This is a genomic window from Sphingobacteriaceae bacterium (assembly GCA_016715905.1).
GTDB lineage: Bacteria > Bacteroidota > Bacteroidia > B-17B0 > Aurantibacillaceae > Aurantibacillus.
The window spans coordinates 820,215-834,260 of the sequence record JADJXI010000004.1; the positions used below are offsets into that span (position 1 = coordinate 820,215).

At 35.7% G+C, this 14,046-nt stretch carries 10 protein-coding genes; 2 read left to right on the forward strand and 8 right to left on the reverse strand.

The features are described from left to right. Positions 1-6: 6 nt before the first annotated feature. From IPM51_07865 to prfA, 8 genes are all read right to left on the reverse strand, one after another. Positions 7-2,424 (reverse strand): YfhO family protein, encoded by a 2,418-nt coding sequence (locus IPM51_07865; GenBank protein ID MBK9284225.1) that lies wholly within the window; start codon positions 2,422-2,424, stop codon positions 7-9. Positions 2,425-2,500: 76 nt separating this feature from the next. Next, positions 2,501-3,316 (reverse strand): lysophospholipid acyltransferase family protein, encoded by an 816-nt coding sequence (locus tag IPM51_07870; GenBank protein ID MBK9284226.1) that lies wholly within the window; start codon positions 3,314-3,316, stop codon positions 2,501-2,503. Positions 3,317-3,388: 72 nt separating this feature from the next. Further along, complete coding sequence (locus IPM51_07875) at positions 3,389-4,102, reverse strand: TIGR00730 family Rossman fold protein (protein MBK9284227.1); 714 nt, start codon at positions 4,100-4,102, stop codon at positions 3,389-3,391. A 244-nt stretch (positions 4,103-4,346) separates the two neighbouring features. Then, the gene (locus IPM51_07880) at positions 4,347-5,117 is read right to left on the reverse strand and encodes a hypothetical protein (protein MBK9284228.1); all 771 of its coding nucleotides are present in this window, start codon (positions 5,115-5,117) and stop codon (positions 4,347-4,349) included. A gap of 149 nt (positions 5,118-5,266) precedes the next feature. Beyond that, positions 5,267-6,262: a hypothetical protein gene (locus IPM51_07885; protein MBK9284229.1), complete on the reverse strand. Its 996-nt coding sequence runs from the start codon at positions 6,260-6,262 to the stop codon at positions 5,267-5,269. Positions 6,263-6,314: 52 nt separating this feature from the next. Then, on the reverse strand, positions 6,315-7,091 hold the full coding sequence (locus IPM51_07890; protein MBK9284230.1) for a lipoprotein: 777 nt from the start codon (positions 7,089-7,091) through the stop codon (positions 6,315-6,317). Positions 7,092-7,215: 124 nt separating this feature from the next. Beyond that, the gene (locus IPM51_07895; protein MBK9284231.1) at positions 7,216-7,608 is read right to left on the reverse strand and encodes a hypothetical protein; all 393 of its coding nucleotides are present in this window, start codon (positions 7,606-7,608) and stop codon (positions 7,216-7,218) included. 84 nt (positions 7,609-7,692) lie between these two features. After that, on the reverse strand, positions 7,693-8,766 hold the full coding sequence (prfA, locus tag IPM51_07900) for a peptide chain release factor 1 (protein MBK9284232.1): 1,074 nt from the start codon (positions 8,764-8,766) through the stop codon (positions 7,693-7,695). A 427-nt stretch (positions 8,767-9,193) separates the two neighbouring features. On the opposite strand from prfA, the gene IPM51_07905 reads away from it, so the two are divergent. Beyond that, positions 9,194-11,803 (forward strand): OmpA family protein, encoded by a 2,610-nt coding sequence (locus tag IPM51_07905; GenBank protein MBK9284233.1) that lies wholly within the window; start codon positions 9,194-9,196, stop codon positions 11,801-11,803. A 392-nt stretch (positions 11,804-12,195) separates the two neighbouring features. Next, positions 12,196-13,356, forward strand: coding sequence for a site-specific integrase (locus IPM51_07910; protein ID MBK9284234.1), 1,161 nt, complete (start codon positions 12,196-12,198; stop codon positions 13,354-13,356). Positions 13,357-14,046: the final 690 nt, after the last annotated feature.

Here is a 14,046-nt window from a genome sequence, read left to right on the forward strand (position 1 = left end):
AATTTGTTATTCACTTCCAATTACTTTCTTTTTCCTTTTTGTATTAAGGAATGTTAGCGCAATTAACAGAATAATTGCCATCACAGATATCATACCGCCCTTTGAGCGTAACCGAGGTTCAAATTTCAATTCAATAGCGTGATTTCCTTTATCCAAAATCAAACCGGTTAGTCCCGCATTTACTCTGTATAATTTAGCATCCTGCCCGTTTACATTGGCCTTCCAACCGGCGTCTAATGGAAATGCAAGAAATAATATTTTTCGTTCACTAACATTTATATTACCTGTAATATGGTTATCACTAAACTTAGTAATACTTAAGGCTTCTTTTTTCAATTCCATTATGTTTCTTGCGAATAAATCATAAGTAATTAAATTACTATCCACCAAACTATAAGCCGGAAAATTTCCGATTTCCGCTAAATCTTCATCTTCAATAATTGCGGCTGCCGAAACTGCAAAGTCTTTTTGAATGTTGGAAATCTTTTTTAAATCCGAATTCTTTAGGATTTTATTGTATGTAACACCAAATGGAGCATGGAATTTAGACTCATACACTTTCACATCACCAAACTTAGCAATTGAATCAAATCCCATTTGAGCCATTTGATTGCCCGGATTTTTTGATAACCAATATTTTCCGGTACAAACTGAAAATAAAAGCGGACGAGAACCAATACCGGGAGCCCAACGGGTTGAATTTTCATCCTTCGCATTAATGACTGCAAAATCAGACAGAAATTTGATGTAGTTTTTTTGATTGAAGGAATTGTAAGAAGCAGTACCATAATAACCCTGAGCCTTCGCATCGTTAATACTGCCATGCATAGCTAATCCTGAAAAGTAATCTTTATTGATTCTGAAAAAAGATTTATCTTTTTCATTTAAAAACTTAACTGCGTCAACCGTATAATCATTATATCCAATTCGGTCTGTTAATTCAGATTTACGAAGTGAACCTCTATCGTTAATGGTACCATGCGACAAATAGGTAAGCTCTACAACACATATCAGCAATAAAACAATTTTTAAATTGGATGTTTTACCTTTTGAACTTCCTATCAAATAAACAAAAGCAGCATAAGCTAAAAGGAGTATTGTTACAAAGCCGCGTAAACCGGTACTTACTGCCGTTTTAAATTGTGCTGCAGGCGAGTATAATAAGATTAATAAAAGCAGCACAGTAATGCCAAATACAATTTTATTTATTTTTTTAGTTTGATCGATGTAATTGAATGCACGGGCCGCATAAATCACCAAAAACAAAACTATGACCAATGAAAATGTTCGAAAATAATCGCCTGAAAAAGCCCAAAACATGTAGCGGAAATACGGAAAAATAATTGGTAAACAAAAAATAAAAGTAATTACACCATAAATCTTTTTTTGTTTAGCCTGCAGTGAAGTGAAGAAAAGCGGAAATAAAACCAAACATAATATTCCGCAATAAAAAATGGGTGCTTCGAGGTAATTATACCAACCTTTAAAGTTATTTCCATTACCAATAATATCCGTTCCAAAACTTCTGAATACCGTGGTGAATCGTTGCCATGGGTCGGCCACATCAAAAGCCGATTGTTTTTGAAGTTTTTCAAAAAAGGCTGACTCCCCCCCTACCCTGGGGCTTTCTGCAATTTGCAAAACATCAGGTAAAAACTGAAACGCACTTATAGCAACACCTAAGCCGGCAATTAAAATAGTTTTTATTGAGAATACTATAAATGGTTTAATTTCATTGTGGAATTCAAAAAAACGAGCCGGAATATACGCTGCCAAAAAAATAGTCCACGGTAAAAGAAGAGCAGGTTGTAAAAAAGACAGGAGTGCTATGCCAATAGCGAACCAAAATATTTTTTGATATTGCAACCATCTTTCAAAACCATATAGAATAACAGCCAAGTATAACGCTTCAATAGAATAAATTACCCAGGTACCTCCCATAATTACAAATCCGGAGAAAGCATATAACAAGGCAAAAATTAAGGCTGTAAAATTGCTAAGTTTTAGTTGTTGTAGAAATTTAAAAAATACCATACCGCATAATACCACCTTCACCAATTCAACAAAAGCCAGGTAATGCGGAATTTTATTTTTGTCGACAAACATGAGAATATTAGAGAAAAAATCGCTCATCCATAATGGAAAAACATTTTGTCCCATCCCTTGCTGAAAACTCCAGCCCGGTAACACGCCCGCTCGAACCATGTCAGAAAAACTATTAATCCACGGTATATATAAGTTGATATAATCACTTCCTATATCTTTAAAAACAAACACGCGATTACCGCTGATAAAATCCTTATAAACGATAAAACCCATTATGGTAAGCAATGTAAACAGAACATAGGTAGTTTTAGCATTGATGAATTTCATTAAATCAAAGGAATTATTTTCTGCAGTAACCTGCTTTTTTTCTGCGGCCATAGATTTACCTTTTAGGTATTGCGAATGTACTAAAAAAAAGGAAAATTGATAATAACAAGTATATCAAAATCTATTCTTAATCCAATTTCCGTTTGTGTTTCCAGCGACGGTGACTCCACAGCCAAATATGAGGTTGCTCACGAATGTTTTTTTCCAATGCACGAGTGTGTAATTCAGTAATAAGTCCTTCTGCCATATCAGCCGGTTTATCGGTTATTAAAACCGCACTCATTACATAATATCCCCTTTTAATTTTATGAATAGGCACATAAATAACCGGATAATTAAACTTACGCGCAATTTTTTCGGTGCCGTTAAATACGGGTGTATCTTGATTTAAAAATGTGGTCCAGTATGCGCTTTCGGGTGGCGGAGTTTGATCGGCAATTAATCCCAATAATGTTGGAATTCCTTTTTGTTTGAGTGTTAAAATTTCTTTGTACACCCTTTGCATAGGTATAATATTTCCGCCATATCTACTCCGTAAATGCAACATAAGTGCATCTACATTTTTATTACTTAAGGGATGATATACTCCTGTAATTAGTTGTTTAAACTGTGTAGGATAGGCAATAGCGCCCCACTCCCAATTTCCACAGTGACCCATTACCCCAATCATGCTTTGGTTTTTTGATTCGAAGGAATTAAATAATTGTATAGCTGCATCGTCAAATTTAAAATGAACCTTAAATTTTTCTTTCGGCAAGGTAAGCAGCTTTAGTGTTTCGAGTATTACATCGCAGAAATGCAAATAAAAATCTTTCGCTATTTTATTTATTTCGGATTCAGATTTTTCGGGAAAAGAATTTTTTAAATTGGATAATACCACTTTTTTACGATACCCAAAAACATGATATACTAAAAAATAAATCAGGTAACTGAACAAATGCATAAACCAAAAAGGCCAAATAGAAATGAAATAAATGAGGGGTAAAACAAATATTTTAAATGCAATTTTTCCCAATTAGAAGTTCGGTTTAAGCATGTATTTACTATAAAAGTCAACAATGTGTTTTACCGCTTCATCGGCTGTATCAACCACTTTAAACAAATCTAAATCACTTTCATTAATATTTTTTTGTTGTTTTAGCATGGTATTTTTCATCCAATCTAATAATCCACACCAATAATCCTTTCCTACTAATACAACCGGAAAGGAGGCAATTTTATTGGTTTGCACCAAGGTAAGTGATTCAAATAATTCATCCATGGTACCAAATCCTCCGGGCATTCCAATAAAACCCTGTGAGTATTTCAAAAAAATGGTTTTACGAACAAAAAAATAATCAAACAAAATATTTTTGTCGTGATCGATATAATCATTACCCTTTTGTTCAAATGGTAAAACAATATTTAAACCTACCGATTTACCACCGGCTTGTTGCGCACCTTTATTAGCCGCTTCCATAATACCCGGGCCGCCACCGCTTATAATTCCATATCCTTCACGAACAAGTTTTCCTGCAATTTCTTCCGCCAGTTTGTAGTATTTATCTTCCGGACTCGTTCTTGCGCTGCCGAAAATGGAAACGCAGGGCCCAATGCGGGTCATTTTTTCAAATCCTTCCACAAATTCACTCATGATTTTAAAAATATGCCAGCTGTTTTGTGCTTTTTCATCATACCAATCTTTGGTAGAAAAGGCTTTTCTGATTTTATCTTCTCCGTCTTTTGTCATAGTTCCAAAGTATACTGTTTCTATAATTAATAATAGTGAAATTAATGTTTAGTACATCTTTAATCACAATTAATTATAGTTGTTATTCACATTTAAAGTTTCAAAATTCATGCCAAAAAACATTAAAAATAAGGTGGATGAATTTACGAGGTCTTAAAAGGGCTAAATAAGAATACAAATTATACATTAAGCTTAGAAATACTAATCGTATTTCACTACCATAAAAGACTTTACTTTAAAAAAATTAATTCGCTATACTTTCAAACGTAAACATAGCTGTGTAATTAGCCGACATATTTACTGCATCAGCGCCCGGCATATGAATTACATTGGTAGTTGCAAAGTTGGTGTTATTATTTCCGGTAAACCATTTTAAAATATCAACCGAAAGTTTTACAACAGGAGTTACACTTGCTGTTACATCGGCTGTTGATGAGGTAAAGGGAATAGTTACGGTTTGAATAGCTTTATTTATACCCGAAAAACCACCAATATGAAAACGTAAAAGTTTATTTGCTGCGGTAGATTTAGGGGAAGAGCCTTCCATTTTCGCAAAAATGTAGCCCGAATTCCAATCCCAAAACATACCATTCGATGCGGCCAAGGCACCATCCTGAGCTCCGCTTACATTGCGCAATGAATCAACTCCTATAAAAAAACTAATTCCCTTATAACTCGCTTCCGGTATACTGTATAAAGTTATTTTGTTTGAGCCTGCTTTATGATCTATTAAATAATATTCATTACTCAGGTAATAAGTACTGTTATCGCTTTTGGTAAGTAATAGATTACTCAGGTAATATTTAACAAGCGTTATTTTAAAAGAATCCAGGTTTGCATTCACATAATCTTTGGTATCAAAAATCAAAGGTTCTGTGCCTGCTTTGAGTTCTACTTCAATAATCAATTTACCTTTGTTCGGGGCAGATTGTGGTTCTGGTCCCGGCTCTATGGGATCTTTTTGACATGCGGTAAGGGCTAAAGCGATTAGTATAGAAAATAATAATTTTTGCATTGAGTTTTTTATAATCCGCTTTAGGCGGTATAATTTAGGAAAGTTACAAAATTATTAGTCTCATTCTAAAAATTATAAGAAATAGAATTAAATTAATGTTAAAGCTACTCTAAAATTGAAGTTAAAAGTGCCTCAAATACCAAATTAACTCATTCGCTTTTGCGCGTTCCCAGTAAATATTTTTGTTGATTAAAGTTATAGGTAAGCGAAATATAAAAACGACCCACTGAACTTAATTCGTTTGTTTGTTCAATTTGCCATAGTGTTTTTTGCATGCCCATATTCAAGCCAAAATTTTTATAATAAATATCAAAACCAATCCCAAACATCCATTCATGCATTGCTGTTCCTTCCATTAAATCATTTTTTACCAATACGCCATTAGTTTGTTCATGATAAGCAGTTAGCGATGGAATAAAATTGAATTGATTGGCCTTAACTTTAAAAAACACTGACGAGAAATTGCTTAAACCATTGGCGATTTTTTCATTATAAAAATTATATCCATTTATTTTATAATTGAAAGTATTCGAAAAACCAATTTTATTATACGAAAACACATAAGTATTGAAAAAAAAGTAATCCACACTTCCTGTACCTGGTTGTAAAAGTAAAGGCAGTCGTTTACCTGTTGAATTTTTAGCGTAATAATTACCCGATGGCAATTTTATTCCTCCTCCTAAAATCAAACGATGTTTTATTGCATGTTCTGCTTTTGGAACTAACATATGAAAAGCCGCAAAAAGATTCGGATCACCAATGCCGGTTACGTTATTTTTTAGTTCATCTTCCTTACTTTTATTATTCACCAGTGGTAAAAACGCATTTATTTCTACTCGTTTATGAATAAAAAATTTACATCGCAATTCAAAGACTTTATAACTTTCATAATCTTTAGCCGAATAGTTTTCAGTTTTTACAGAATCAGTTGTGTGAGTGCCGTGTAAAGTTTTATAGGCTCCAACCGGAAAAAAAGTTGACTTCTGCTGGTAAGTTCTATATCCATTAAACAATCGGTACCGGTGCATCAAAGTAATATTACTTTGGTTATCGTATGGTAAAATTCCGAAAAATCCGCCACACACGTCGCAAGCATAAACATTCGACAATAGTCCAACACTTAAAAAAAGTAGTACCTTTTTCATAAACAAAGAAAGAAAAATCCGCGTTTATACAACGCGGATTTTGTTTAGTTTATTAATTATGAATGTGTTCTAGGGTAAACATGTTTACGTAGTTTGCTGACATATTCACAGCACTTGTGCCGGGCATATGAATAACATTGGTAGTTGCAAAATTGGTAGTGTTTGCACCGGTAAACCATTTTTTAATATCAGCCGATAAATGTATGGCAGGCGTAGTACTACCTGAAACGTTTGCGCTATTGGTTCCAAACGAAATGGTGGCCGTACGTAATGCATTATTAGCACCGGAGAAACCTCCAACGTGAAAACGTAATGCATTGTTAGCAGCAATTGATTTTGGCGATGATCCTTCCATCTTAGCAAAAATATAACCACTACTCCAACTCCAAAACATTCCATTAGAAGTAGCTAAAGCACCGTCTTGCGCACCCGAAACATTCCTTAAAGAATCTACGCCAATTAAAAAACTAATGGATTTATAATTTGCTATAGGAACACCGCTTAAAGTAATTTTATTAGCGCCGGCTTTATGATCAATTAAAAAATAACCACCTTCTGCTTTGTACGTGCTATTATCACTTTTTGTAAGCACTATATTACTGAGGTAATACTTCAATAAAGTAACTTTAAAGGAATCTAAATTGGCATTTACATAATCTTTGGTGTCAAAAATTAAAGAATCGGTACCGGCCTTGGCTTCTATTTCTACCATCAAGTTTCCAACAGTTGGTGCAGGTGTAGGTTCCGGCTCATGTTCATGTTCAACTGGGTCTTTTTTGCAAGCCGTTAATACTAACACAGCCAATGCAATTGAAAATATTTTTTTCATATTCATTTTATTAAATAAGTTAATTTATTTTTTTTGTTAAATAATTTTACAAACAACGCACCCTATGGTTGTAAGTAGCTTTATCTATTCAAATACTGCGTTATTTTTAACACAAATATTCGTATTAAAGTGAATAAAAAAACCGGGGAGGTTGATCAGGGAATTTCAAAAAGCCTTTCGGAAAATGGTAACTGTTTTTTGAAATATATTTTAAATCTGTTTCTTTAGTTATTAAGCCTGCATTAAAAGCATTTAAACAACTTGGAAAGTCTTCTGTTTTTTCTACTTTAGGTTCGTTGTTTTTTGAATCACTTGGGTCTGCCTTCTCTTCTACTTTCGCTAATTCTTTCGTTAAGTGGCATGATCCCATGCAACAATTCTCCTCTTCATCTTTTTGCTCACACAAATTTTCAACTATGTAAGCCTTATTCAACTCAAATTTAGCAATCACATAAACCCGCAAACCTAATTGCATTACAAAGGCAAAAAGTAGTAATTGAGTTAAAATGATTTTCACGAATTTGCGATATGCATAACAAAAGTAATAAATAAAACATTTAAAATTACTTTTTCTTTATATTATAATAATACTTAAACCTAATCAGTTTATCCCGCCTTCTTTCAAACGCTCGGCATTTTCGGCAAACTGCAGTTTATCAATCATTTCCTGTATATCGCCATTCACAAAATTTTCTAAATCATACAGCGTTTCATTAATGCGGTGGTCGGTAATTCTGTTTTGGGGGTAATTATACGTTCTTATTTTAGCACTTCTATCGCCTGTAGTCACCATGGTTTTTCTTCTTTTCGAAGTTTCTTCCAACCGTTTTTGATATTCTAAATCGTATAATTTGGAACGTAACATCTGCATGGCTTTTTCACGATTACCTAACTGGTTTCTTTCGGTTTGGCAAGTCACCACAATTCCACTGGGCTTGTGCGTTAAAATTACTTTCGATTCTACTTTATTTACATTTTGTCCGCCAGCGCCTCCGCTTCTTGCCGTTGCCATTTCAATATCGGCATCTTTTAACTCTACATCAAACTCCTCGGCTTCGGGTAAAACTACAACGGTAGCCGCACTGGTATGTACTCTGCCCTGGGTTTCGGTTGCAGGCACGCGCTGTACACGGTGTACGCCGCTTTCAAATTTCATGATACCATAGGCCCCATTGCCCTTAATATTCATCACCACTTCTTTATAACCACCCATGGTTCCGGGGCTGGTATCAACTACTTCTAATACCAAACCTTTCTTTTCACAAAAGCGGCTATACATTTCAAATAAATTTCCGGCAAAAATACTGGCCTCATCTCCTCCGGTACCTGCTCTTATTTCCATCACACAATTTTTCGCATCTTCCGGGTCTTTTGGCACCAACATCATTCTTATTTCATCTTGCAAGGCTTCTTCTTTGGCTCTGCTTTCCTCTAATTCCATCTTTGCCATTTCTAAAAAGTCTTTATCTTTTTCTGTTGCTAAAACTTTTTTGGCTTCGTCAATTCCGTTTATGGCTTTTTTATACTCTTTTATAACCTCAACTACATTGCCTAATTCTTTATATTCAATATTCAACTTTTTAAATAGTTTCATATCGGCAATTACCTTGGGGTCGGCTAGTTTGGCTTCTACGTCTTCAAATCTTCTTACTATTTCCTCTAATTTTTCGAGCATGTATTTTAAAAGTTGGCAAATATACGCATTTGGCTTTATTTGCTTATAGCATTACATATCCTGTTTATTTCTTAATTAATTTCTTTTTGGGCGCCTTCTCCGGCTTCCGCCTCGGCGGACGCTCATAGCCCCGCTGTATTTTGCTATGTTTGTGCGCATGCGGGGGCTTCCTTTGGTTCGCCTCCTCTGCTGCCAAACATCACGCAAAATACTTAGCGGGGGCTACCGCTTCCATCCGGGGCGCAACCCAAACTAGCAATTATGTCTGTTTTCAAAACTATCAGCTTAATAGCAATTCCATTAGTGCTTTTTTCGTCAAAGCAAAAAGTACATCAAAAAACAAATATTATAGTAAACCCAAACCACTCCCCATTTTTCTCAAAATATAAAGGTTTTATTTGCTATTTTTGGTTCTCACTTATTTAACATGAAAAAATCTTTAATTGCGCTTAGCCTACTTACTATTTTAAGCTCCAAAGCCCAGGATTATTTGGGATTTATTAATAGTAACTATTGCGGTATTACCGGCGCCTACATCAATCCGGCCAATATTGTTGATAATCGTATGCGTTTTGATATGACGCTTGGGGGTATAAGTATGTACGGTATTAATAATTACCTAGGGGTAAAACGAAGTGATATTATTGCCAAAGAAGGTTCTTTTTACAAGTCCCTTTTAAAAAGTTCGGGCAATAGTAATAGCGCCTGGGCCGATTCCATGTTCCAGCAAAAATATTTAAATAATGTTGAAAATGGTAGCGATAAGTCGGTGTATTTTACGGCTCGTGTTGCGCTTCCATCTTTTATGATTAACCTGGGCAAAAAAGATGCTATAGGTTTAAACATCAGTGCAAGAAATTATGTGAATGTAGATGGAGTGAGCCCTGCGCTTGCCTCTTTATTGTTTACCGATATTGGTCGTACGCCGGGTTATGATGTAAGTTCGCTGCAAAATATTGACATTAATAACAAACAGCTTAGTGTAAATTACATGTCGTGGTTAGAGTATGGCTTAACGTATGCCCATGTTTTTAAATCGGATAACGAACATTTTTTTAAGGGTGGTGTTACGGCTAAATTATTACAAGGTTTAGCTTCGGCTTATTTAAATGTAAAAGATTTAACGGTAAAGTTTAATGGAGCCTGGCTGAATCAAGATTCAATGGCCATGCTCAGCGTTATTAAAACCGATGTTAATTATGGTCACTCCAATAATTTAGAAATTCCGAGTAGTACTATTAAAGGTGACGCGCGTAATAACATTCCTGTTGTTGATGATCCAACGCTTTACGGTACTTTATTAAATGGTTATCCAAAGTTTGCTTCGCATCCTGGTTTTGGTTTTGATTTAGGTATGGTTTATGAATGGCGACCCGATTATGCCTCTTATCAATACGACATGGATAATAAAACCGGCTTGTGGCGACGCGATAAAAATAAATACCGCATTAAAGCCGGCTTATCATTACTGGATGTAGGCGGTATGCGTTTTGCAAAAGGTGTAAATTCCAATAATTTTACAATAGACAGCGATTCAATTCGCTATCGCTTATACAAAACGGGTGATTATCCGGTGTCGAGTGTGGATAGTATTATTCGCTCATTAGTTACTTATAATGATGTGGAAGGTACTTATAAAATGGCCTTGCCTACTTCTCTCATTGCGCAGTTAGATTTTAATTTAGGTTCTAATTTTTATATTGACCTCATGGGCTTTTTCGCTTTTAAAAAGAAAAACCGCGAGGCCAAAGTGCATGATTTTACAAACATCAGCTTAACTCCACGTTGGGATCATAAGTGGTTTGGTATTGCTGTACCTTTTGCTTATAACGAGGCGGCTGCCATTGCTAACCAACCCTTTCGTATCGGAACAATGGTACGCTTAGGACCGTTAGCCATTGGTACTAATGATATGGGCAACTGGTTTGGTAAAAAAGATGTTTTTGGAACTGATGTGTATGTAATTCTTAAACTTCCTATCCCGTATGGCAGACCAAAAGACAGAGATAAAGATAAAGTAAGTGATAAGTTAGATAATTGTATTAATACACCGGGTGTATGGGAATTTATGGGTTGTCCGGATACCGACGGAGATCATATTCCGGATGTGGATGATAAATGTCCTACCGTACCGGGAATAAAAGAATTACAAGGTTGCCCGGATAAAGATGGCGATGGTATTATTGATACCGAAGATGATTGCCCGGATGTGAAGGGACCAAAAGAGTTTAACGGATGTCCTGATCGCGATGGAGATAAAATCATTGATAAAAATGACAGTTGTCCGGATATTGCCGGCTTAAAAGAATTTGAAGGATGTCCGGATAAAGATGGTGATGGTATTTCGGATAAGGTGGATGAGTGCCCTGATGTATTCGGACCAAAAGAATTTAATGGTTGTCCGGATAAAGATGGTGATGGTACACCGGATAGTAAAGATGCTTGCCCTGATGTGCCGGGCCCTAAAGAATACAAAGGTTGCCCGGATAAAGATGCCGATGGATTATTGGATCATGAAGATGGATGCCCTGATGTAGCAGGTCCTAAAGAAAATAAAGGATGTCCTTGGCCGGATACGGATAAGGATGGAATATTAGATAAGGATGATGCCTGCCCTACCGTTGCCGGTCAGGGTCAATACAAAGGTTGTCCTCCTCCTCCTCCAATCAAAGCTGCTGAACAAAAAATTATTGAGCGTGCCTTTAAGAGTTTAGAATTTGCAACCGGTAAAGATGTTATCAAAGCAAAATCTTTCCCATCCTTAAATGCATTAGCCACAATTTTAGTAACGCATAAAGGAGACTGGAAATTGCAGTTGAGCGGACACACCGATAATGATGGTAGTGCTGAAAGCAATATGTTGCTGAGTGAAAAACGAGCTAAGGCCGTTAAAAAATACCTGGAGAAGAAAGGTGTAATAGCAGATAACATAATGGCCGATTGGCATGGAGATACCAAACCAATTGCCGATAACTCAACACCAAGCGGCAAACAAAAAAATCGCCGTGTTGAAATGAAAATTATTACCAAAGAATAATTTTTAAAAAGAAAATAAAAAAACGTCATCTATTAAAGGTGGCGTTTTTTTTTGTAATTGTTTGCCGGCAGGTTGGTCGCACGCAAATAGGATTTCTCTATAATCAAATATTTTTTTGGGCGCTTTAACGGGCTGTCGTTACTCGCTTTTTTTATTGCCTTTAGGGGCAATAAAAAAGAGCTCAAACATGCACTCCATCCCTAGCGCTAAGTTTTGGTTAACAAAAAAAATTCGCTGAAATCTCTGCCAATAAGTATGAGTTTACGCCAAACATATAGCGGAGACCACCGCTTCCATCCGGGGCGCAAATCTCCTAATAAAACTTTCTTTTTCAACTTACTATAATTTATAGCAAGGCTTTTTATTTTCTCATTGCAATTTTGTGCATGCAAATGTTAACCATATATCCATTCACCCATAAATCTCAAGCGCGTTATTTTCTGAAGTTTGATTTTAATACGGATATTCAATCTTGCATTAAACAAATACCGGGCTATGCTTTCAGCGCTTCTAAAAGATGTTGGCACATTCCGGCGAATGAACAATGTTTAAATCAATTGCTGGAATTAGTGAAAGATCTAAGCGAAGTTGAAATAATAGATAACAAGTCAATAAATCCTTCGCCAATAGAAAAAACGGAAAACAAAATAGAAACAAATTCTCCACAAGAAATTAATTCGAAAATCATCACCCAAGAGCCAATTTCTTCTCCACCCGATTATCTTGATAAAATAAACCAGTTCAAAAGTTGGATGCGTGCCCGGCGATACAGCGAAAGCACGGTTAACACCTATTGCGAGGCCTTGGGCATTTTTTTTAGATATTTTAAAAACAAAACTGTTGAAGAAATTACCAATCAGGATTTAATTAATTTCAACAATGCGTATATATTAGCCAATCAACTTTCGGCTTCATTTCAAAATCAAATTATCAACGCCATAAAATTATTTTACAACATCATCGAAAATAAAAAGCTCGATCCTTCCATTATTTACCGACCCAAGCGCGAAAAAAAATTACCCAATGTATTAAGTAAAGAAGAAGTGAAGTTGATTTTAAAAGCCCATGCCAATGTAAAGCACCGGGTAATGTTGAGTTTAATATACAGTTGCGGTTTACGATGTGGAGAGCTTTTAAATTTAAAACCTGCGGATATTGACAGTAAAAGAAATTTATTAATTGTGCGGCAAGGCAAGGGAAAAAAGGACCGCATTACACCTTTAAGTACTAAAACTATTGAAATGTTGAGAGGGTATTACGAAACCTACCGACCTAAAGTGTTTTTATTTGAGGGTATGAAAGTTGGCGAACCTTATGATTCGAGGAGCTTACAAGCCGTATTAAAACAAGCCTTAGAAAAAGTGGGAATAAACAAACCGGTTACCTTACATTGGTTGCGGCACAGTTATGCCACGCATTTATTAGAAAACGGAACCGATTTGAGGTATATACAGGAGGTTTTAGGGCACAGCAGCAGCAGAACCACCGAAATTTACACCCATGTAAGCACACGAAGCATACAAAACATAGTAAGTCCTTTTGATTATTTATGAAAAGTATTAACTTTGATAGAATCCTACAGGCCTCAGCCAAGTTCGCAAAGCCAACAACCGTTGTGCATATAAGCGTTACTTCGCAACGCCTATAAGGTAGTTAGGTTCCATTTGTAACGCACCTGTGTGTGTTAAGCTAGACGTAGCAGTAGAAATTTTTTTTTAAGTTGCGGGACGTTAAAGCAAGGCGTAAAAATTTTTGATTTTTTTATTAAATAAATCCTGACCTTTTGTCTAAGCAGTTTTTTGAAAAAAAACGTTTTGCTTAGCAAAACAAAACGATTAGTGGATTTGGAGTGTTGCGAGTGCACTCGCATAAGTGACAAAGACGCTAAGCGTTTTGCTTAGACAAAGGTAGCGAAAATTTTTACAAAGTCAACGGTTTGACAAGGGGTAGACTTTGTTTTTATAAACAAAATCAAAAATTTTTACCCTTTTATTTTGTCCCGACAACTTAAAAGTTGGCTTTCTAAGACTGCGTCAAGCTGTCGCGCTTGAAGCAATAATAGAAAGCCTAAAATTTCTCCTGTGGACCCTAGACTTTAAAAGCTTGACCGCTGCTGCGGTCGAGTGCGCCACAACGAAACCTAACAACGGCTAAAGCACAATGCCTTTTCTTTTATCTATTGTTACCTTCATTTCATTTCGGTAACTTTGAATATGGAAAAAGGCACTGATGCCTAGCCGTTA

Coding starts and splice junctions, on each gene's coding strand:
- IPM51_07885 (MBK9284229.1), bottom strand. CDS start 6,262: ATGAAAAAGGTACTACTTTTTTTAAGTGTTGGACTATTGTCGAATGTT.
- IPM51_07875 (MBK9284227.1), bottom strand. CDS start 4,102: ATGACAAAAGACGGAGAAGATAAAATCAGAAAAGCCTTTTCTACCAAA.
- IPM51_07890 (MBK9284230.1), bottom strand. CDS start 7,091: ATGAAAAAAATATTTTCAATTGCATTGGCTGTGTTAGTATTAACGGCT.
- IPM51_07910 (MBK9284234.1), top strand. CDS start 12,196: ATGTTAACCATATATCCATTCACCCATAAATCTCAAGCGCGTTATTTT.
- IPM51_07870 (MBK9284226.1), bottom strand. CDS start 3,316: ATGCATTTGTTCAGTTACCTGATTTATTTTTTAGTATATCATGTTTTT.
- prfA (MBK9284232.1), bottom strand. CDS start 8,766: ATGCTCGAAAAATTAGAGGAAATAGTAAGAAGATTTGAAGACGTAGAA.
- IPM51_07880 (MBK9284228.1), bottom strand. CDS start 5,117: ATGCAAAAATTATTATTTTCTATACTAATCGCTTTAGCCCTTACCGCA.
- IPM51_07905 (MBK9284233.1), top strand. CDS start 9,194: ATGAAAAAATCTTTAATTGCGCTTAGCCTACTTACTATTTTAAGCTCC.
- IPM51_07865 (MBK9284225.1), bottom strand. CDS start 2,424: ATGGCCGCAGAAAAAAAGCAGGTTACTGCAGAAAATAATTCCTTTGAT.